Raw genomic sequence first — 19,080 nt, forward strand, 5'->3', positions numbered from 1 at the left:
GGCGTATTTTCGTCACCCTGCGGTCACATTCGCCCCGCTGGGGGCGTCCCGCGCTCAGTTCGAGGCCGGCGGGGTCTGTTCGGGGGCCACGGTTTCGGTGGCGGTGCAGCCGCGCACCATCTGCTCATAACGGCCGACGATCCAGCTTGGCGCGTCGTCGGGGATCTGTTCGTCCATCTGGCCGCGCATCCGCTCGAACACCTGGGCCGAGCGCGAGTTTTCGACCATCGCCACCTGCTGGCTGGTCATCACCCGGTCATAGACGATGAAGGCAACGGCAACCAGCAGGATGCCGCGGGCCACGCCGAAGAGGAAACCCATGCCCTGGTCGATGCCGCCAAGGGCCGAACGCTGCACCACCGAGGAGAACAGCGGCGTGATGATCGAGAAGATGACCAGTGCCAGCGCGAAGACCACGGCGAAGCCCGCGATGGTCGCCAGTTCGCAGCTATCCGCCAGGAACCGGTCCAGAACCGGCAACTGCGCGATCATCGGGCGCACCGTCGCGGCGAAGAGGAAGGCGAGGATCGCGGCGGCGATCCAGCCGAGGATTGCCAGCGATTCGCGCACGAAGCCGCGCGACCAAGCCAGTATCGCCGAAAGGATGATGACGCCTGCCACCACCGCGTCGATGATCGTGAAACCGTCCATAATATGTCCCTGCGCCGCTTATCGTTTCGTTTCAGGCGGTTCAGCCGGCGCCGAAGATATCGCCCACAAATCCTGTCAGGTCGGCGACGCGTCTCGTGTCCATGCCGTCCTTTTTGCCGCTGCTGCCCTCGACCTTCTGGCCTTCGGGCAAAATCGCCTGTGAAAAACCAAGTTTCCGCGCCTCTTTCAACCTGTTTTCCGCCTGCGCAACCGGACGGAGAGCGCCGGAGAGGCTGATTTCGCCGAAAAGCACGGCCTCGGGCGGCAGGGCGCTGTCCTCGCGCGCCGACAGCAATGCGCCCGCAATCGCCAGATCGGCGGCGGGTTCGCTGACCCGCATGCCCCCGGCGACGTTCAGGAACACGTCGAGCCCGGCGAAGGGGATGGCGCAGCGGGCCTCCAGCACGGCGAGGATGGTGCTGACCCGGCCGCTGTCCAGCCCGACCACCGTGCGGCGCGGGCTGGCCAGCGTCGAGGGCGCCACCAGCGCCTGAATCTCGGTCAGCACCGGCCGCGTGCCCTCGATGCCGGCAAAGACCGCGCTGCCGGGCACCGGCTGGCCGCGTTCCGACAGGAACAGGGCCGAGGGGTTGGCGACCTCGGCCAGCCCGGCACCGGTCATCTCGAAGACGCCGATCTCGTCGGCGGGGCCAAATCGGTTCTTCACGCTGCGCAGGATGCGGAACTGGTGGCCGCGCTCGCCCTCGAAATAGAGGACGGTGTCGACCATGTGTTCAACGACGCGGGGGCCGGCGATCTGACCCTCCTTGGTGACATGACCGACGATGATCACCGCGACGCCACGGCGCTTGGCGAAGGTCACCAGTTCATGCGCGGCGGCGCGGACCTGCGCCACCGAGCCCGGCGCGGCCTCGACCGTGTCCGACCACAGGGTCTGGACCGAATCGATCACCGCCAGATCGGGACGTTCGCCATCCAGCGTGGTCAGGATGTCGCGCAGGTTGGTCTCGGCCCCCAGCCGTACCGGCGCATCCGCGAGGCCCAGCCGCTGCGCCCGCATCCGCACCTGCGCGCTGGCCTCTTCGCCGCTGAGATAGACGGCGTTCAGCCCCTTGCGGGCAAAGGCCGCCGCCCCCTGCAGCAGCAGGGTGGACTTGCCGATCCCCGGATCGCCGCCGACCAGCACCGCCGATCCGGGCACCAGCCCGCCGCCCAGCACCCGGTCCAGTTCGGCCATGCCGGACCGGCTGCGCGGCGGCGGCGGCTCGTCCGTGGCCAGCCCGGACAGAGGCACCGTGCGGCCCTTGGCGGCGCCGAGGCCGCGGCCCGGGCCTTGCGACAGCGGCGCCTCCTCGATGACGGTGTTCCAGGCGCCGCAGGCATCGCATCGCCCGGCCCATTTCTTGTGGGCGGCTCCGCAGGCGGTGCAGGTGAAGGCGGTCAGGGCTTTGGTCATGCCACATCTTGTGGCATTTGATGCGCCGTGCCGCAACATGCGTATTTTGGCGTGGCGGCGCGCTCACGCCATTGTCGGCTTGATTCTCGGTAGTGGGTGCGATCTTTTTCAACCGTTCTTACTTGGAGACTAAGTACATGGGCACCGTTGGAAAGATGGTTATCGCCACCATCGTCGCCGTGACGTTTTCATCCCCATTGCGGGCGCTAGAAGCGTCGATGCAACTGACTGGTGCAGGTTTCTCGGAAGCCTGTACGCGACTGAACGAGAGTTGGATAAGCTTCTGCAACGGCTACGTACAGGCGATAGTCGATACTCTAGCGGTAGATGACGACATCTGTTTCTCTTCGGATACGACCCGAACAGATATCGTGACTGCTGTGGAACAACAAATTACATCGTCAACGCAATTGCAGGCGCGAAACGCCGCCGAGGCTGTTCGAACGGCAATGGCTTCGTCATTCCCCTGCCGATGAAACTGCCCAGTACAATTTTTTTGAAAGCTAATTGATGTCCAGCCCCGCGCCCTTTTCCCGATACGAATTCATGATCGCCTGGCGCTATCTGCGTGCCCGCCGGGCCGAGGGCGGGGTCAGCGTGATGACCTGGATCAGCCTGATCGGCATCGCGCTTGGGGTGATGGCGCTGATTGCCACGCTGGCGGTCCGGGCCGGGTTCCGGGCGGAATTCGTGGACACGATCCTTGGCGCCAATGCGCACAGCACCGTCTACATGATGCCGCAGCGGGTCGAGACCGAGTTCACCGACGATGTCTATGTCGTGCCGGGCCGGTTTCAGGACTATGACGCCATGGCCGCGCGGCTGGCCGAGGTGCCGGGCGTCACCCGAACCGCCGCGATCATCCGCGGGCAGGTGATGGCGACGGCGAATGACAGCTCGAACGTGGCCGAGGTCTATGGCGTCTCGCTGGCCGATCTGAAGGCGATGCCGCGGATCGTCGATCCCGCGACCTCGACCGGCAATGTCGAGGATTTCGGGCGCGGCATCGCCATCGGCTCGGGCATCGCGCGGGAACTGGCGGTCGAGATCGGCGACAAGTTGCGGCTGATCGCGCCGGAAGGGGCGCGCACCCCCTTTGGGACCACGCCGCGCGTCAATACCTATGAAGTCACCTATATTTTCAGCGCCGGGCGCTATGACATCGACCGCACCCGCATCTACATGCCGCTGGCCGAGGCCCAGAGCTATTTCAACCGCGAGGGCGTCGCCGACGAGGTCGAGATCTACGTGACCGACCCCGAGCAGATCGATGACTGGACGCTGCCGCTGCTGCGGGCGGCGGGCGAGGGCGCGCAGGTCTGGAACTGGCGCGACAGTTCCGGCAGCTTTCTGGCCGCGCTGGACATGGAGGATGACGTGATGTTCGTGATCCTGTCGGTGCTGGTGCTGATCGCGTCGATGAACATCACCTCGGGGCTGATCATGCTGGTCAAGAACAAGGGCCGCGATATCGGCATTCTGCGTACCATGGGACTGACCGAGGGCGCGGTGCTGCGCGTGTTCTTCCTCTGCGGCGCCTTCACCGGCGTGATCGGCACGCTTGCGGGCGTGATCCTTGGTGTGTTGCTGGCGCTGAACGTGGACAGCATCATGGCCGGGCTGAACGCACTGACCGGGGGCGGGGCGTGGCAGCCCGAGGTGCGGGGCATCTATCGCCTGCCGGCCGAGTTGCGGGCCTGGGACATCTTCCGCGCCGTCGCGCTGTCGCTGGCCCTGTCCTTCATCGTGACCATCTTTCCCGCGCGCCGGGCCGCGCGGATGAACCCGGTGGAGGCGCTGCGCTATGAATGAGGTGCTGCGGCTGGATGGCGTCTCCAAGACCTATGCGAAGGACGGCCCGGCCCCGGTCGAGGTGCTGCGCGGGGTCGAATTGACGGTCGCGCGCGGCGAGGTGGTGGCGCTGGTCGCGCCCTCGGGGGCGGGCAAGTCGACGCTTCTGCATATCGCGGGGCTTCTGGATTCACCGGATTCGGGCCGGGTGCTGCTGCAGGGGCGCGACATGGCCGGGCTGTCGGACCGCGCCCGCACCGAGGCGCGGCGGCGCGAACTGGGCTTTGTCTATCAGTTCCATCACCTGCTGCCGGAATTCACCGCAGCCGAGAACATCATCCTGCCGCAACTGGCCAATGCTGTCCCGCAGCGCGAGGCCGCCGCCCGCGCCGCCGACCTGCTGGGCCGGGTCGGGCTCGCGCCGCGTGCCGGTCATCGCCCGGCCGAACTGTCGGGCGGCGAACAGCAGCGTGTGGCCTTCTGCCGGGCGCTGGCCAACCGGCCGGCGCTGCTGCTGGCCGATGAGCCGACAGGCAATCTGGACCCCGAAACCTCGGACCGGGTCTTCGACATGCTGATGACGCTTGTCCGCGAGACCGGGCTGAGCGCGCTGATTGCGACCCATAATCACGATCTGGCGGCCCGGATGGACCGGGTGATCCGGCTGAACGAAGTGGTTGCCTGAGGCTGTCCGGCGGGGCAGAGTCGCGGCAAAGAAATCCGGCAGGAGGCAGACATGCGGGCGATGGTTTGGGCGGGTCTTGGCAGCGCGGCGATGGCGGCATTGGTCGCGGCCTGTGCGCCCGAGGCCCCGGCGGCGACCGGGCAGTATGATTTCGCGGCGCTTTGCGTCGATTGCCATGGTGCGCAGGGCAAGGGCGACGGGCCTCTGGCCGCGGGCCTGACCCCGCGCCCGGTCGATGTGACCGTGATTGCCACGCAGAATGGCGGCGTCTTTCCCAAGGCGCGGGTCATGAGCCATATCGACGGGTTCACCATGGGGCGCGGCGAAACCCCGATGCCCTCGTTCGGCGATCTGCTGGACGGCGAGACGGTGCTTTACGATTCGGGTGATGGCATTCCGACGCCGACCCCCCGGCGGCTGGTGGCGCTGATGGAATATGTCGAGGAATTGCAGGTGCCTGCGGCGGAATAGTGCGGTCAGTTCTCGATCCGGGATCTGATCGCTTCCTTCAGGATGCCGGGGCGCCGGTGGGGGTAGGGAATGACTGGCGGGTCTGTTCGGAAACGGCGGCGGCCTGGCGGCGGTCGTCGGCGGCTTCCGGGCCGCACCCCCAGGGGCGAAAGCGCAGGCGGAAGGCGGCGAGGCGGATGTCAGGCTCGGCTGCCGGATAGCCGATGGCGTCGAGGCTTTCGGCAAGTGGATGCTCGGTGCCGGTAGAGGGCCACAGGGCCAGTCCCTCGCGGCCCAGACGCTCCCAGTCGAAGCGCGGGCCGGGATCGATCTTGCGGCCCGGCGCCATGTCGGAATGCCCGATCACATCGGCGGGGCCGATCCGCCAGCGGGCCATGATCCCGCCCAGAAGGCCGCTGAGGGCGTCCATCTGGCGGCAGGTGAACGGGCGGTCGCCGGGATTGACCAGTTCGATGCCGATGCTGCGCGAGTTCACGTCGTCGCGCCCGCGCCACGCACCAGCCCCGGCATGCCAGGCGCGGCGATCCTCGGGGACCAATGCCTCGACGGTCCCGTCCTCGTCGATCAGCCAATGGGCGCTGACTTCGGCTTCGGGATCGCAGAGCCGCGCACGGGCCGAGGCGGCATCGCGCATCCCGGTATAGTGCAGCACGATCAGTTCCGGGCGCTGGCCGCGGCGATCACCATGGTTCGGGCTCGGATGGGGCCGGATCACAATTCGGGTTGGCGGAAGGGCTCGGGCGTCCAGCCGCAGACGTAGCCATCGCCATCGGGGTCGAGGCCACGCGGATCCTGACGCGGGCCGCCGGCCGACAGGAAGGCGATCTGCGCCGCATCCGGGTTGGGATAGCCGGCGCAGAGGCGCGCGGCCTGTGCGGGAGAGGCCTTGGGACGGCCCCAGATCGCCGTTCCCGGGTCGTGATCGGCCGCATAGGCATAGCGCGTCAGCACCGAGACCGAACCCGGATAGGGACCGCTATCGGTCTTGGGTAGCATGTCGTCGGAGACGATGGCGATCGGGGCGCCCGTAGCGGCCGCCTGACCGGTCGACGCGGCAGCGGGGGCCGCGGCCGTCTTGGCCGCACGACCGGTATTCACGCCCATGGTCCGCGGAACTGGCACAGGCGCACGACCGGCGATCTGCCCGGGCGTGGGCGCCTCGACGGGCAGGACGACCGGCACGGTCCGGGGCGGCTCGGCGTTGGTCATCAATGCCGCCTCGCGCGCGACGAGGTATTGCCCATAAGGGTCGGCACCGAACTGATAGTTCGGGTTCGTTCCCTGGTTCACGCCACAGCCGGCCACTGCCAGCACCGATATCACCATCCAGCCGCGCATCCCGCCTCCGTCATCAGACCTCTTTTGCGGCAGCCTACCACCAGTGATCCGGCTTGGCCACAAATCCCGCAGCACGTTCAAGGACAAAGGCCAGATTGAGCAGTTCGCCCTCCTCGAAAGGCCGCCCGATCAGCTGCAGCCCCAGCGGCAGGCCGCTGCGATCCTGACCGACCGGAACCGAAATCCCGGGCAGCCCGGCAAGGTTCAACGTCACCGTGAAGACATCCTGCAGATACATCTGCACCGGATCGGCCTGATCCATGGCCCCCAGCGGGAAGGCCGACGAGGGCGTGGTCGGCGCCAGGATCGCGTCGATGCCATCCGCATGGGCGCGGTCGAAATCGCGCTTGATCAGGGCGCGGACCTTGCGTGCGCGGTTGTAATAGGCGTCGTAGAAGCCCGCCGACAGCACATAGGTGCCGATCATGATCCGGCGCTGCACCTCGGGGCCAAAGCCCTCGGCGCGGGTCTTCTCATACATCTCGACGATGCCGTCGCCCTGACCGAGCCGCGCCCGGCGCCCGTAACGCACCCCGTCATAACGGGCAAGGTTCGAGGAGGCCTCGGCCGGTGCGATGACGTAATAGGCGGGCAGCGCGTATTTCGTGTGCGGCAGCGAGATATCGACGATCTCGGCCCCGGCCTCGCGCAGCATGTCGGTGCCAATCTGCCACAGGGCGGCGATTTCATCCGGCAGGCCGTCGATGCGGTATTCGCGCGGAATGCCGATCTTCTTGCCGCGGATATCGCCGCTCAGCAGCGATTCGTAATCCGGCACGGGATGGTCGGCGCTGGTCGAATCCTGCGGATCGCACGAGGCCATGGCGCCCAGCATGATCGCCGCGTCGCGCACCGTCTTGGTCATCGGCCCGGCCTGATCCAGGGATGAGGCATAGGCGATCACGCCCCAGCGGCTGACCCGTCCATAGGTCGGACGCAGGCCGACCGTACCGGTGAAGGCCGCGGGCTGACGGATCGAGCCGCCGGTATCCGTGCCGGTCGCCGCCAGGCACAGATCGGCCGCCACCGCCGCAGCCGAGCCGCCCGACGAGCCGCCCGGCGTCAGCTCCTCGCCGGCGGCGCCCTTCCACGGGTTGACCGCACGGCCATAGCAGCTGGCCTCGTTGGTCGAACCCATGGCGAATTCGTCCATGTTCAGCTTGCCCAGCATGACCGCGCCCGCATCCCACAGGTTCCGGGTCACGGTCGATTCATATTCCGGCGTGAAGCCTTCGAGGATGCGGCTGGCGGCCTGGCTGGGCACGCCCCTGACGCAGAACACGTCCTTGATGCCGACCGGGATCCCGGTCATCGGCGCGGCTTCGCCCGCCCTGATGCGCCGGTCGGCGGCGGCAGCCATCTCGCGCGCCATGTCCGGGGTCTTGTGGACAAAGGCGTTCAGCGCCGAGGCGCCCTCGATGGCGCTCAGGCAGGCATCGGTCAGTTCGGCCGAGGTCACCTCGCCCCTGGTCAGGGCGTCGCGGGCCCCGGCGATGGTCAGTCTGTTCAGATCGCTCATTCCACCACCTTCGGCACCGCAAAGAAGCCCTCGCGCGCGTCGGGCGCGTTCGACAGGATCTTGTCGGGCATGCCGCCCGCAGTCACGACATCCTCGCGCCGCTTCAGGCGCATCGGCTGCACGCCGGTCATCGGCTCGACGCCCTCGATATCGACCTCGTTCAGCTGTTCCATGAAATGCAGGATGCCGCTCAGTTCGCGGGCCAACGCGGGAAGCTGGGCGTCATCGACCGCGATGCGTGCCAGATGGGCGACCTTGCGGGCCTCGTCTTCGGTGATCGACATGACATTTCCTTTCGTTCCGCGCGGGTCTACAACCCCGCAGGCAAGGCTGCAAGAAGCCCGCCGCCGCCAAGGAGGTCCGATGCAGCCGCTGCTGTCGATCCTGCCCGTCATCGCCCTTGTGGCCTTTGGTCATCTGGCCCGCCGCTGGCGGCTGATCGCGCCCGAGAACTGGCCCGGGATCGAGCAGCTGGGCTTTCGGATCCTGTTTCCGGCCATCCTGCTGACGTCGATCTACCGCTCGGAACTGTCGATCGGCGCCTTGGGGCGCTATCTGGCCGCGCTGGCCCTGGCCTTCGCGGCAACCGGAGCCCTGGCGCTGGCCATGCGACGGCCGCTGCGGCTGGGCAACGCGCGGACCTCCTCGCTGTTTCAGGCGGCGATGCGGTTCAATTCGCTGCTGATTCTCGCCGTGGCCGCACAGGCGCTTGGGCCACGTGCGCTCAGCGATCTGGCGGTGGCCTTTGCCTTCCTGATCCCGGCCTTCAACATCTCGGCCATCATCGCGCTGACATTGCTGCCGCCCGAGGATGCGAATGCGCTGCCGCCAAGCCGTCGGCAGGCGCTGCGGCGCATCTCGGCCGAGATCCTGCGAAATCCGCTGGTGCTGGGCTGCGTCGCCGGGCTGGCGCTGAACCTCTCGGGCATGGAACTGGCTCCGTGGCTGCTGGCGCCCTTGGACTGGCTGGGGCAGGGGGCGCTGGCGATCGGACTTCTGAGCGTGGGCGCCGGCATCCAGATCCGCCGCCTCTGGCAAAGCGATCCGGCGATGTGGGCCGGGGTCGTGATGCGGCTGCTCTTGTGCCCGGCCCTGTTTCTGGCCATTGCGATACCTTTCGGTCTGTCCGGCGGACAACTTGCCTCGGGTCTGCTGGCGACGGCGGCGCCGGGCGCCTCGGTCGGTTATATTCTGGCCCGGCAGATGGGCGGAGACGCCGAATTCTACGCCGATATCTTCACCTGGCAGACCGTGCTGTCGGCGCTGAGCCTGCCTCTGTGGCTGCTTCTTGCGGCATGGCTGGCCGGCTGATGGCTGCCGGTCCCGAAGCCCGGATCTTTTCGGCCGGCGGCCGGATTTTTCCCCTTGCGCCCGCCAGCGGCTTTGCCTAAACACCGCTCCACGCCGCCGGGCAGACCGGCCGCGCTGATTGAGTGGCCCGTTCGTCTATCGGTTAGGACGCCAGGTTTTCAACCTGGAAAGAGGGGTTCGATTCCCCTACGGGCTGCCACTTCCTTATCTCCGTCGAGAGTTTTCGTTCGCTTTCAGGCGGTTGAAGGTTCGTGCTCCAGTCACCGGTATGGTGCGGCCCAATTCAGCCCCCCTTCACGACCAACCCGACGATCGGCTGATGGTCTGCGGCGCGGGTGTGTCGCTCGACCTCTCCAAGCGTCATGTGCCCCGCCAATGCGGCAACCTGATGCGCCGATTTGCCCTGTTCCGCCCGGCAGGCGCAGAAGACCTGGCGCAGCCCGTGAAGCCTCGCCTTCATGCCGACAGCGACTGCGGCGTTCCTGAACAGTCTGCCAAGGCCCTCGGGCGCGTATGGCTTGCAGCGCATGTTCAACGAAGGCCGGGCGATCACGGTCCGCAGTTTGGCAGTCAGTGGAACGTCGCAGATGACCCCGGCTTTCTGCCTCTCGAAGGTGAGCAACGCACAGCCAATATTGTGCCTGCCGATGGGTGCTCGATCGATGCGGGCCGCGTCGGTGCAGGGCGCCAGATCGAACACCAGCGGCTCAACCGTTCCGATCTCCCCGTGCTCGGTGCAGGGGCAATCTGCGCAGTATCTGCGGTGGGAAGCCTTTCGACTTGGCGCGCTCCAGTTTCCCTACCGCGCATCGGGTGCCGCTCGACGATACCCGGCCAGCGCCCCCAAAAAATCAACCGGCCCTTCCGGGGCCGGTTGCCATGTCCTGCTGACCTGCTTGTTCAGAAATGGATCGCGCGGCCGTAGGCGTCCAGAACCGCCTCGTGCATCATTTCCGAAAGCGTCGGGTGCGGGAAGACGGTTTCCATCAGCTCCGCCTCGGTCGTCTCGAGCGTGCGGCCGACGATATAGCCCTGGATCAGTTCGGTGACTTCCGCGCCGACCATATGCGCCCCCAGCAATTCGCCGGTCTTGGCGTCGAAGACGGTCTTGATCATGCCCTCGGACTCGCCCAGGGCGATGGCCTTGCCGTTGCCGATGAAGGGGAAGCGGCCGACCTTGACCTCGTAGCCGGCTTCCTTGGCCTTGGCCTCGGTAAAGCCGACCGAGGCGACCTGCGGCTGGCAATAGGTGCAGCCGGCGATCGAGGACGGCTTGACCGGATGCGGGTGGCCGCCGGCGATCAGTTCCGCCACCATGACGCCTTCATGGCTGGCCTTGTGGGCAAGCCAGGGTGCGCCGGCCACGTCGCCGATGGCAAAGAGCCCGTCCACGCCGGTACGGCAGTATTCGTCGGTGACGATATGGGTGCGGTCGACCTTCACGCCCATCTCTTCGAGACCCAGCCCCTCGACATTGCCGACGATGCCGACGGCCGAGATCACGGTGTCGAATTCCTGCGTCTCGGTCTTGCCGCCGGCCTCGATATGGGCGGTCACCTTGTCGCCCTTGCGGTCCAGCTTCTTGACCGAAGCCTTTTCCATGATCTTCATGCCCTGCTTGACGAAGGCCTTCTTGGCGAAGGCCGAGATCTCGGCATCCTCGACCGGAAGCACCCGGTCCAGCACCTCGACCACGGTCGTATCGGCACCCAGCGTGTTGAAGAAGCTGGCGAATTCGATGCCGATGGCGCCCGAGCCGATGACCAGCAGTTTCTTGGGCATATGCGGCGGCTTCAGCGCGTGCTTGTAGTTCCAGACCAGCTTGCCATCGGGCTCCAGCCCCGGCAGTTCGCGGGCGCGTGCGCCGGTGGCGATGACGATGTTCTTGGCCGTCACCTCTTCGCTGCCCTTGTCGGTCTTGACGGTGATCTTGCCCTTGCCGGTCAGCTTGGCCTCGCCCATGATGACGGTGACCTTGTTCTTCTTGAACAGGTGCCCGATGCCGCCCGACAGCTGCTTGGCCACCCCGCGCGAGCGGTCGACGACCTTGCCCAGATCATAGCCGATCTTGTCGGCCGACAGGCCGAAATCCTTGGCCCGCTCCATCAGATGGAACACCTCGGCGCTGCGCAACAGCGCCTTCGTGGGGATGCAGCCCCAGTTCAGGCAGATACCGCCCAGATGCTCGCGTTCGATGCAGGCCACCTTAAGGCCCAGTTGCGCGCCCCGGATCGCGGCCACATAACCGCCCGGTCCCGCGCCGATCACCACCATGTCGAAATTCTGGGCCATCGGTCCCCCCCCGCTTGCTGAAGATAGTTCAGCGTTAAACCATTTCCCGGGGGGCGGCAACAGGAAGCCGCCCGATGCATATCAGCCTTGCGCGGGCGCGGGCGGGGTTTCGCTGCCGGACTGGGCCTCGTCCAGCGCCGCCTCGACCGCCAGCGGCGTGGCACTGGGGGTCACGACGGCGTAGTTGCCCTGTTCCTGCGCGCTCAGTGCCCGGCGCCGCGTCATCCGCCAGCCGGCATAGGTGCTGAGCATGGCCAGAAGCACGCCCATATAGACCCAGAACCCGTCCGGCCCGATCAGCCCCATCAGCCAGCCGGTGATCAGCGGGCCGGCCATTGACCCGAGTCCGTTGATGAACAGAAGCCCGGCCGAGGCCGCGGCCATGTCGGACTGGTCCAGATAGTCGTTGGTATAGGCCAGCAGCAGGCCATAGACCGGGTTCGCCACCCCGCCGATCAGCGCGCCGACCACCGTCAGCCACCAGATATTCGGCTGCATCACCACGGTGGCGACGATGACCAGCGTGCCAAAGACCGACAGGGCCAGGACCAGCTTGCGCCGGTCCATCCGGTCCGACAACCAGCCGATCGGGAATTGCAGCATCAGCCCGCCGATATAGATTGCGGCCACGAAGACCGAGATGTCGCGGACGCTCATCCCGCGCTCGGCCCCCCAGACCGAGGACATGCCGAACAGGGCCGAGAACACGCCGCCCATCAGGAAGATGCCGATGCATCCCAAGGGCGAGGCGCGGTAGAGCCGGCCGAAGGACATCCGCTTGATGGTCTCGAAGGCGGGGGCGGGCTGGGCCGACAGCAGGATCGGGGTGAAGGACAGCGACACCAGCACCGAGGGGATGATGAACAGCAGGAACCCCGCCGGATCGCCGGTATTCAGCAGGAACTGCGCCACGATGATGCCCAGCATCTGCACGATCATATAGGCCGACAGCGCCCGGCCGCGGGTCTCGTTGGTGGCACTGGCGTTCAGCCAGCTTTCGGCGGTGATATAGACGCCGCAGAAGGAAAAGCCGATGACAAAGCGCAGCGCCGCCCAGACCACCCAGTCAGGCGCTGCCGCATAGAGAATCAGCACCGACGAGATCAGCGAGCCGAGCGCGGCAAAGACACGGACATGACCCACGCTCTGGATCATCCTCGGCACGGTCAGGCTGCCCAGCAGGAAGCCGCCGAAATAGGCGGCCATGACGACCGACATCTGGAAGGTCGGAAAACCCTCGATGCCGCCGCGAATCCCCAGCAATGTGCCCTGCATGCCGTTGCCGACCATCAGCAGCAGAATGCCCAGAAGCAGCGGCCAAGTGCTGCGCACCACCGAAGCCATGTCGAACCTCTTTCATCGTCGTTCCTGACCGATCGGTCAGCAGTCTTGCCCTAGTCCCGACCGCGCGGCGATGCCAGCCGGAAACCGACCTCAGGGTAGCAGAAGCGACGCGTCGCCATAACTGAAGAAGCGATAGCGTTCGGTGACCGCATGGGCATAGATTTCCTTGATCTTTTCAGCGCCCATCAGGGCCGAGACCAGCATCAGCAGGGTCGATTTCGGCAGGTGGAAATTGGTCATCAGCCCGTCGGTCACCCGGAAGTGATGACCGGGATAGATGAAAATCTCGGTCGTGCCCTCGAAGGGGCGCATTTCCCCGTCGGGCGTCGCCGCCGATTCGATCAGTCGCAGCGCGGTCGTGCCAACCGGGATGACCCGCCGGCCCTCGGCCCTGGCTAGGTTGATCGCGTATGCGGCCTCGGGGCTTACCTCGCCCCATTCGGCATGCATCCGGTGGGTGGTCACGTCCTCGACCTTTACCGGCAGGAAGGTTCCGGCACCGACATGCAGCGTCACATGGGTGAACGCGACCCCGCGCGCCGCCAGCGCCGCCAGCAGTGGCGCGTCGAAATGCAGGCTGGCCGTGGGCGCGGCGACGGCGCCTGCCCGATTCGCCCAGACGGTCTGGTAATCTTCGCGGTCCCGCGCGTCGGGCGCCCGCAGGCTGGCGATATAGGGCGGCAGCGGCATCGCGCCGACCTCGGCCAGTGCTGTATCGAAAGCCTCGCCCGCCGCATCAAAGACCAGCCGCAGCCCGCCATCGCCGATCTCGGCCACCTCGGCCGAGAGGCGTGTGCCGAAGCGGATCACCTCGCCCGCCCGAAGCTTGCGCAGGGGCTTGGCCAGCGCGGTCCATCCTTCGGCCGCGGGCTCCAGCAGCGTCACCTCGATCTTCGCCACCGCCGCACCCTGTGCGGTCTGCCGCGTCCGCGTCCCGGTCAGCCGCGCCGGAATGACCCTGGTGTCGTTCAGTACCAGCAGATCGCCCGGACGCAGGATGTCCGGCAGGTCGCTGACCCGGCGGTCCGCGATCCCGCCGCCCTCGGCCAGCAGCAGGCGCGCCGAGCTGCGTGGCCGCGCGGGCCGGGTGGCAATCAGCGCCTCGGGCAGGTCGAAATCGAAATCGGACAGCTTCATGGGCCGGGCTTCTGCGCGCCCGCGCCCCCACCGTCAAGCGCCATCGCCCTGCGGTGATGACCAAGCGAAAAACTCGCCTTTACTTTTCTGACAAATTCTCTTAGTTTCCGCGCAACAGGAGTCCCGCATGATCGTCTGTCACTGCACCCAGATCTCGGATCACGAAATTCACGCGGCCATCGACTGGATGCGCACCGCCGATCCCGACACGATCATCACGCCGGGCAAGATATATCACGCGCTTGGCAAGCGTGCCGATTGTGGCGGCTGCATGCCGCTCTTTCTGGACACCATGCGCCATTCAGCTAGTCTGGGAGTAGCACCGCCGATTTTGCGGGCAAAAACAGACAGCATGAAAGGCCATCCAGATGAAGGGCGACGCCAAGGTTATAGAGTATCTCAACGCCGCGTTGCGGTCTGAACTGACCGCCGTCAGCCAATACTGGCTGCATTACCGGCTTCAACAGGACTGGGGCTACGGCCATATCGCCGACAAGTCCCGCGCTGAATCGATCGAGGAAATGAACCACGCTGATCGCCTGATCCAGCGAATCATCTTTCTTGAAGGTCATCCGAATCTGCAGAAGCTGGACCCGCTGCGCATCGGACAGAACCTCAAGGAAACACTCGAGGCCGATCTGGCCGCCGAACAGGACGCCCGCACGCTTTATATCGAGGCGCGCGAGCATTGCGACAAGGTCGGCGATTACGTCAGCAAGATCCTGTTCGAGGAACTGCTCTCGGATGAGGAAGGTCATATCGACTTCCTCGAAACCCAGATCGGGCTGCATGACGCGATCGGCGCCGAGAAATACGGCCAGCTGAACGCCAAACCGGCCAGCGAAGCGGAATAATGACCATTTCGGCGCGCCCCGCCCGTTCCCGATGGCAGCTGGGAAACCGGCAAGGCGCGCCGCTTGTTGGCGAGGGGCTGCCTCATCGCCCCCGCAAGGACCCTGTTAACCATATCCGGTTAACAAAGCCTTAACGCCGCTGCCCGCGAAGCCCGAATTTTCCGGTTAATCCGACCCTGTCCGTCTATCGCAGCCAGCGCCGCGCGAGATCGGGCAGTTCGTCGAAATGGCCGATCAGCGCGTCGGGCGCCAGCCGCGCGATCGCCTCACCTTCAGGCCCGAACCCGACCAGCGCCACCCGGACACCGGCGGCGGTCGCCGTCCTGCGATCGGTCTCGGTATCGCCCAGCAGGAACGAGGCCGCCACCTCACCGCCTGCGGCCTCGACCGCCGCCCGATAGGGGCGCGGGTCGGGCTTGCGGACCGGCAGGGTATCGGCGCCGACCAGCGCGGCAAAGGCGTCGCGGACGCCCAGTTCGCGCAGCAGGATCTCGGCCAGGGCCTCGGGCTTGTTGGTGCAGACCGCCAGCCGGAACCCGTCCGCCGACAAGGCCGACAGTGCAGCGCCCGCGCCCGGATAAAGCCGGGTATGGCGGGCGATGTTCCGTCCGTAATGGTCCAGCAGGCGTGGGTAATCCTGATCCTCGGCGCCCGGCGGCAGCAGGATGTCGGACCCGATCCGGGCATAGCCCGCGCGCAGCATCGCCCGGCCGCCGTGAAAGGCGGTCAGCGCATCTGCGACCGGATCCAGCAGCGCGCCCAGCCCGCGCGCCTCGAAACAGGCATTCGCCGCCGCGATCAGGTCGGCCGAGGTATCGGCCAGCGTACCGTCCAGATCGAAGACCACCGTGCCCGCCATGCCCGCCCCCAACGAAACGATCCGAAAACAAAGGTGAACGCGCCGGGCCTTTCCAGCGCCGCCCGCCACGACTAGAACGCTTCGCAACGAAATTGAACAGGCGATGGGGGCAGGCATGGCGGAAACTTCGGTGGCGGTGGTCGTTCTGGCAGCCGGCCAGGGCAGCCGCATGCAGTCGGACATGCCCAAGGTACTGCACCGGCTGGGCGGCGTGCCGCTGGTCGGGCATGCACTGGCCGCCGCGCGTAGCCTCGAACCCGAACAGGTGATCGTCGTCGCCGGCCACGGCGCCGAGGCCGTCGAGAGGGCCGTCCGCAAGCTGGAGCCCGAGGCCCGGATCGTCCTGCAGCGGGACCAACTGGGCACCGGCCACGCGGTCCGTCAGGCCCTGCCGGGACTCGAGGGGTTCGAGGGCAAGGTCATCGTGCTTTATGGCGACACCCCCTTCATCGGCGAGGAAACACTGTCGGCCTTGTCCGGCCACCCCGCCGATCTGGTGGTGCTGGGCTTCGAGGCCGAGGATCCAGGCCGTTATGGCCGGCTGGTGGTCAGCGGCAAGGGGCTTGAGCGGATCGTCGAATACAAGGATGCCGACGCCGCCATCCGCCGTATCGCCCTGTGCAATTCCGGCGTCATGGCGCTGGATGCGGCGCTGCTGCGGCAGTTGATCGTGCGGCTGACGAATGAGAATGCGGCGGGCGAGTATTATCTGACCGATCTGGTCGAACTGGCCCGGGCCGAGGGCTGCCGCACCGATGTCGTGACCTGCGACGAGGAGGAAACGCTGGGCATCAACACCCGCGCCGAACTGGCCGCCGCCGAGGCCGCCTTCCAGGCTCGCGCAAGGCGCGCGGCGCTGGAAAACGGCGTCACGCTGACCGATCCGGGCACGGTCTGGTTCTCGCTCGATACCTTCATCGGCCGGGACGCGATCATCGGCGCCAATGTCGTTTTCGGCCCCGGCGTGACGGTCGAATCGGGCGCCGAGATTTTGCCCTTCTGCCATCTGGAAGGCTGTCATGTCTCGGCCGGGGCCACCGTCGGCCCCTTCGCCCGGCTGCGTCCCGGCGCGGAACTGGGCGGCGATGTCCATGTCGGCAATTTCGTCGAGATCAAGAACGCCGTTCTGGACGAGGGCGTGAAGGTCGGCCACCTGACCTATCTGGGCGATGCCCATGTCGGTGAACATGCGAATATCGGCGCCGGCACCGTCACCTGCAACTATGACGGCGTGATGAAACACCGCACCGAGATCGGCGCCCGCGCCTTCATCGGCAGCGACACCATGCTGGTCGCGCCGGTGCGGGTGGGGGCGCAGGCGGTCACCGGCTCGGGCTCGGTCATCACCCGGGATGTCGAGGACGGTGCGCTGGCCATCGGCCGGGCACGGCAGGACAACAAGCCGGGGCTGGGGATCCGGCTGATGCAGGCCCTGCGGCTCAGGAAGGAGCAGGGCTGATGTGCGGCATCATCGGGATTCTGGGCAGCCACGAGGTCTCGCCGCAACTGGTCGATGCGCTGCGCCGGCTGGAATATCGCGGTTATGACAGCGCCGGCGTGGCCACGGTGGATGCCGAAGGCCGGCTGGATCGCCGCCGCGCGGTCGGCAAGCTGGTCAATCTGTCAGACCGGCTGGTTCACGATCCCCTGCGCGGCCATTCCGGCATCGGCCATACCCGTTGGGCCACCCATGGCGCCGCGACCGAGGTGAATGCCCATCCCCATCGCCATCGCCGCGTCGCCGTCGTCCATAACGGCATCATCGAGAATTTCCGCGAATTGCGGGACGAGTTGATCGCCCGCGGCATCCAGCCGGAATCGCAGACCGATACCGAGACGGTCGCCCTTCTGGCCGGCGACTTCATGGAACAGGGCAGAAGCCCCCTCGAGGCCGCCCGCGCCGCGCTGGCCCGGCTGCGCGGCGCCTTCGCGCTGGCCTTCCTGTTCGAGGGCGAGGGCGATCTGATGGTCGCCGCGCGCCGGGGCAGCCCGCTGGCCATCGGCCATGGCGAGGGCGAGATGTTCATCGGCTCGGACGCGGTGGCGCTGGCGCCCTTCACCGACCGGATCACCTATCTCGAGGATGGCGATCACGCGGTGCTGACCCGCTCGGGCGTTCAGATCTTCGACGCCGATGGCCGGCAGACCCAGCGTCCCCAGACCCGCATCGACGTGGGCGCGACGGCCATCGACAAGGGCGGCTATCGCCATTTCATGGCCAAGGAGATCGCCGAGCAGCCGGTGGTGATCGGCGATGTGCTGAACCATTACGTCAAGGGCGACCGGATCGTGCTGCCCGAGGGGATGGACTTCACCGGCGTCGATCGGATCGCACTGGTCGGCTGCGGCACCGCGCATCTGGCCGGCCATGTGGCGAAATACTGGTTCGAGCAACTGGCCGGGCTGCCCTGCGACATCGACGTGGCCTCGGAATTCCGCTACCGCGAGCCGCCTTTGTCGCCGGCAAGCTGGTTCATCGCCATCAGCCAGTCGGGTGAGACGGCCGACACGCTGGCCGCGCTGTATTACGCGAAGGCGCATGTCAGCCGCACGGTCGGTCTGGTCAATGTCGGCACCTCGGCCATTGCCCGCGATGCCGACATCGCCCTGCCGACCCTGGCCGGAGTCGAGGTCAGCGTCGCCTCGTCCAAGGCCTTCACCTGCCAGTTGGCCGTGCTGGCGATCCTGGCGCTGAAGGCCGCGCGGGACCGTGGCCGCATCGACGACGCCGCGCTGGCCGCGCATCTGGCCGACCTGCGCGCCATTCCCGGGCTGCTGCAACAGGCGCTGAACCTGTCGGATGACTGCCGGGCGCTGTCGGACTGGCTCAGCCAGGCGCAGGACGTGCTGTATCTGGGCCGCGGCGCGCTCTATCCGGTGGCGCTCGAGGGGGCGCTGAAGCTGAAGGAACTCAGCTATATCCATGCCGAGGGCTATGCCTCGGGCGAGTTGAAGCACGGCCCCATCGCGCTGATCGACCGGGACGTGCCGGTGGTCGTTCTGGCCCCGCATGACCAGCTGTTCGAAAAGACCATCTCGAATATGCAGGAGGTGATGGCGCGGCACGGCCAGATCCTGCTGGTCTCGGATACCGCAGGGATCGAGGCGGCAGGCGAGGGCGCCCATGCGACACTGCGCCTGCCCTCGGGCGGCGGCGCGTTCCAGCCGATCCTCTACGCCTTGCCAATGCAGTATCTGGCCTATCATACAGCGGTCGCGAAGGGCACCGATGTCGACCAGCCCCGCAACCTGGCAAAATCGGTCACGGTGGAGTAAGGTGGCTCTGATGATGTGACCGCCCCCCGACGGCATTGATGTGCCAAGGAGGGTCTGCGATTATCCACAAGGGAGGACGGTCATGTCGGAGATTATCACGGTCGGGCTCGATCTGGCGAAGCATGTGTTCCAGGT

The 19,080-nt window shown here is 66.6% G+C and carries 20 protein-coding genes and 1 tRNA gene; 10 read left to right on the forward strand and 11 right to left on the reverse strand.

Annotated features, from left to right (window positions below; genetic code table 11):
* Nucleotides 1-54 precede the first annotated feature (54 nt).
* Nucleotides 55-651, reverse strand: coding sequence for a CvpA family protein (locus KNW02_RS01325; protein WP_216031440.1), 597 nt, complete (start codon nt 649-651; stop codon nt 55-57).
* A gap of 40 nt (nt 652-691) precedes the next feature.
* A complete protein-coding gene (radA, locus tag KNW02_RS01330) occupies nt 692-2,068 on the reverse strand; it encodes a DNA repair protein RadA (protein WP_216031441.1) in 1,377 nt (458 codons plus the stop codon).
* A 137-nt stretch (nt 2,069-2,205) separates the two neighbouring features.
* Here radA and KNW02_RS01335 point away from each other — a divergent pair, with 137 nt between their 5' ends.
* From KNW02_RS01335 to KNW02_RS01350, 4 genes are read left to right on the forward strand one after another with little or no spacing between them, the layout of a single operon-like run.
* Complete coding sequence (locus KNW02_RS01335; RefSeq protein ID WP_216031442.1) at nt 2,206-2,544, forward strand: Rap1a/Tai family immunity protein; 339 nt, start codon at nt 2,206-2,208, stop codon at nt 2,542-2,544.
* A 31-nt stretch (nt 2,545-2,575) separates the two neighbouring features.
* Nucleotides 2,576-3,880 carry a lipoprotein-releasing ABC transporter permease subunit gene (locus tag KNW02_RS01340; RefSeq protein WP_431356726.1) on the forward strand — a complete coding sequence of 435 codons (1,305 nt, stop codon included), beginning with the start codon at nt 2,576-2,578 and terminating at the stop codon, nt 3,878-3,880.
* On the forward strand, nt 3,873-4,544 hold the full coding sequence (locus tag KNW02_RS01345) for an ABC transporter ATP-binding protein (RefSeq protein WP_216031444.1): 672 nt from the start codon (nt 3,873-3,875) through the stop codon (nt 4,542-4,544). Before KNW02_RS01340 ends, KNW02_RS01345 begins: the two co-directional genes overlap by 8 nt.
* Before the next feature lie 51 nt (nt 4,545-4,595).
* Entirely contained in the window at nt 4,596-5,015 is a 420-nt protein-coding gene (locus KNW02_RS01350) for a c-type cytochrome (protein WP_252733328.1), read from the forward strand.
* 37 nt (nt 5,016-5,052) lie between these two features.
* Here the strand turns inward: KNW02_RS01350 and KNW02_RS01355 are convergent, their stop codons facing one another.
* From KNW02_RS01355 to gatC, 4 genes are read right to left on the reverse strand one after another with little or no spacing between them, the layout of a single operon-like run.
* Nucleotides 5,053-5,727, reverse strand: a complete 675-nt coding sequence (locus tag KNW02_RS01355) for an N-acetylmuramoyl-L-alanine amidase (RefSeq protein WP_348524663.1) — start codon at nt 5,725-5,727, stop codon at nt 5,053-5,055.
* A complete protein-coding gene (locus tag KNW02_RS01360; protein WP_216031445.1) occupies nt 5,727-6,353 on the reverse strand; it encodes a hypothetical protein in 627 nt (208 codons plus the stop codon). Before KNW02_RS01360 ends, KNW02_RS01355 begins: the two co-directional genes overlap by 1 nt.
* A 34-nt stretch (nt 6,354-6,387) precedes the next feature.
* On the reverse strand, nt 6,388-7,872 hold the full coding sequence (gene gatA / locus KNW02_RS01365; RefSeq protein WP_216031446.1) for an Asp-tRNA(Asn)/Glu-tRNA(Gln) amidotransferase subunit GatA: 1,485 nt from the start codon (nt 7,870-7,872) through the stop codon (nt 6,388-6,390).
* Entirely contained in the window at nt 7,869-8,156 is a 288-nt protein-coding gene (gatC, locus tag KNW02_RS01370) for an Asp-tRNA(Asn)/Glu-tRNA(Gln) amidotransferase subunit GatC (protein ID WP_216031447.1), read from the reverse strand. The genes gatA and gatC overlap by 4 nt, the downstream gene beginning before the upstream one ends.
* A 79-nt stretch (nt 8,157-8,235) precedes the next feature.
* Here gatC and KNW02_RS01375 point away from each other — a divergent pair, with 79 nt between their 5' ends.
* Both KNW02_RS01375 and KNW02_RS01380 read left to right on the forward strand, forming a co-directional pair.
* Nucleotides 8,236-9,183, forward strand: coding sequence for an AEC family transporter (locus tag KNW02_RS01375; protein WP_216031448.1), 948 nt, complete (start codon nt 8,236-8,238; stop codon nt 9,181-9,183).
* A gap of 124 nt (nt 9,184-9,307) precedes the next feature.
* Nucleotides 9,308-9,382 (forward strand) — tRNA-Glu (locus KNW02_RS01380).
* Between the two features lie 84 nt (nt 9,383-9,466).
* On the opposite strand, the gene KNW02_RS01385 is transcribed toward KNW02_RS01380, so the two are convergent.
* From KNW02_RS01385 to queA, 4 genes are all read right to left on the reverse strand, one after another.
* Entirely contained in the window at nt 9,467-9,883 is a 417-nt protein-coding gene (locus KNW02_RS01385; protein WP_216031449.1) for a site-specific integrase, read from the reverse strand.
* A 200-nt stretch (nt 9,884-10,083) separates the two neighbouring features.
* Nucleotides 10,084-11,475: a dihydrolipoyl dehydrogenase gene (lpdA, locus tag KNW02_RS01390; RefSeq protein ID WP_216031450.1), complete on the reverse strand. Its 1,392-nt coding sequence runs from the start codon at nt 11,473-11,475 to the stop codon at nt 10,084-10,086.
* Between the two features lie 81 nt (nt 11,476-11,556).
* Entirely contained in the window at nt 11,557-12,819 is a 1,263-nt protein-coding gene (locus KNW02_RS01395) for an MFS transporter (RefSeq protein ID WP_216031451.1), read from the reverse strand.
* 90 nt (nt 12,820-12,909) lie between these two features.
* Complete coding sequence (gene queA / locus KNW02_RS01400) at nt 12,910-13,956, reverse strand: tRNA preQ1(34) S-adenosylmethionine ribosyltransferase-isomerase QueA (RefSeq protein WP_216031452.1); 1,047 nt, start codon at nt 13,954-13,956, stop codon at nt 12,910-12,912.
* A gap of 127 nt (nt 13,957-14,083) precedes the next feature.
* On the opposite strand from queA, the gene KNW02_RS01405 reads away from it, so the two are divergent.
* Together KNW02_RS01405 and bfr are read left to right on the forward strand one after the other, a co-directional pair.
* Nucleotides 14,084-14,377 carry a (2Fe-2S)-binding protein gene (locus KNW02_RS01405; RefSeq protein WP_216031453.1) on the forward strand — a complete coding sequence of 98 codons (294 nt, stop codon included), beginning with the start codon at nt 14,084-14,086 and terminating at the stop codon, nt 14,375-14,377.
* Nucleotides 14,325-14,810, forward strand: a complete 486-nt coding sequence (bfr, locus tag KNW02_RS01410; RefSeq protein WP_216031454.1) for a bacterioferritin — start codon at nt 14,325-14,327, stop codon at nt 14,808-14,810. Before KNW02_RS01405 ends, bfr begins: the two co-directional genes overlap by 53 nt.
* A gap of 184 nt (nt 14,811-14,994) precedes the next feature.
* On the opposite strand, the gene KNW02_RS01415 is transcribed toward bfr, so the two are convergent.
* Nucleotides 14,995-15,669 carry an HAD-IA family hydrolase gene (locus tag KNW02_RS01415; RefSeq protein ID WP_216031455.1) on the reverse strand — a complete coding sequence of 225 codons (675 nt, stop codon included), beginning with the start codon at nt 15,667-15,669 and terminating at the stop codon, nt 14,995-14,997.
* A gap of 115 nt (nt 15,670-15,784) precedes the next feature.
* Between KNW02_RS01415 and glmU the strand changes: the two genes are divergently transcribed.
* Both glmU and glmS read left to right on the forward strand, forming a co-directional pair.
* Nucleotides 15,785-17,128: a bifunctional UDP-N-acetylglucosamine diphosphorylase/glucosamine-1-phosphate N-acetyltransferase GlmU gene (gene glmU, locus KNW02_RS01420; RefSeq protein WP_216031456.1), complete on the forward strand. Its 1,344-nt coding sequence runs from the start codon at nt 15,785-15,787 to the stop codon at nt 17,126-17,128.
* On the forward strand, nt 17,128-18,945 hold the full coding sequence (glmS, locus tag KNW02_RS01425; protein ID WP_216031457.1) for a glutamine--fructose-6-phosphate transaminase (isomerizing): 1,818 nt from the start codon (nt 17,128-17,130) through the stop codon (nt 18,943-18,945). The genes glmU and glmS overlap by 1 nt, the downstream gene beginning before the upstream one ends.
* The last annotated feature ends 135 nt before the right edge of the window (nt 18,946-19,080 follow it).

The sequence above is a fragment of the Paracoccus marinaquae genome (assembly GCF_018860165.1).
Taxonomy (GTDB): Bacteria; Pseudomonadota; Alphaproteobacteria; order Rhodobacterales; family Rhodobacteraceae; genus Paracoccus; species Paracoccus marinaquae.

Bases quoted from the DNA above. Each gene is read 5' to 3' on its own strand.
- lpdA (WP_216031450.1), bottom strand. From the start codon at position 11,475: ATGGCCCAGAATTTCGACATGGTGGTGATCGGCGCGGGACCGGGCGGT.
- gatA (WP_216031446.1), bottom strand. From the start codon at position 7,872: ATGAGCGATCTGAACAGACTGACCATCGCCGGGGCCCGCGACGCCCTG.
- radA (WP_216031441.1), bottom strand. From the start codon at position 2,068: ATGACCAAAGCCCTGACCGCCTTCACCTGCACCGCCTGCGGAGCCGCC.
- glmS (WP_216031457.1), top strand. From the start codon at position 17,128: ATGTGCGGCATCATCGGGATTCTGGGCAGCCACGAGGTCTCGCCGCAA.
- KNW02_RS01395 (WP_216031451.1), bottom strand. From the start codon at position 12,819: ATGGCTTCGGTGGTGCGCAGCACTTGGCCGCTGCTTCTGGGCATTCTG.
- KNW02_RS01375 (WP_216031448.1), top strand. From the start codon at position 8,236: ATGCAGCCGCTGCTGTCGATCCTGCCCGTCATCGCCCTTGTGGCCTTT.
- KNW02_RS01350 (WP_252733328.1), top strand. From the start codon at position 4,596: ATGCGGGCGATGGTTTGGGCGGGTCTTGGCAGCGCGGCGATGGCGGCA.
- KNW02_RS01325 (WP_216031440.1), bottom strand. From the start codon at position 651: ATGGACGGTTTCACGATCATCGACGCGGTGGTGGCAGGCGTCATCATC.
- glmU (WP_216031456.1), top strand. From the start codon at position 15,785: ATGGCGGAAACTTCGGTGGCGGTGGTCGTTCTGGCAGCCGGCCAGGGC.
- KNW02_RS01415 (WP_216031455.1), bottom strand. From the start codon at position 15,669: ATGGCGGGCACGGTGGTCTTCGATCTGGACGGTACGCTGGCCGATACC.
- KNW02_RS01335 (WP_216031442.1), top strand. From the start codon at position 2,206: ATGGGCACCGTTGGAAAGATGGTTATCGCCACCATCGTCGCCGTGACG.
- bfr (WP_216031454.1), top strand. From the start codon at position 14,325: ATGAAGGGCGACGCCAAGGTTATAGAGTATCTCAACGCCGCGTTGCGG.
- KNW02_RS01360 (WP_216031445.1), bottom strand. From the start codon at position 6,353: ATGCGCGGCTGGATGGTGATATCGGTGCTGGCAGTGGCCGGCTGTGGC.
- queA (WP_216031452.1), bottom strand. From the start codon at position 13,956: ATGAAGCTGTCCGATTTCGATTTCGACCTGCCCGAGGCGCTGATTGCC.
- gatC (WP_216031447.1), bottom strand. From the start codon at position 8,156: ATGTCGATCACCGAAGACGAGGCCCGCAAGGTCGCCCATCTGGCACGC.
- KNW02_RS01345 (WP_216031444.1), top strand. From the start codon at position 3,873: ATGAATGAGGTGCTGCGGCTGGATGGCGTCTCCAAGACCTATGCGAAG.
- KNW02_RS01405 (WP_216031453.1), top strand. From the start codon at position 14,084: ATGATCGTCTGTCACTGCACCCAGATCTCGGATCACGAAATTCACGCG.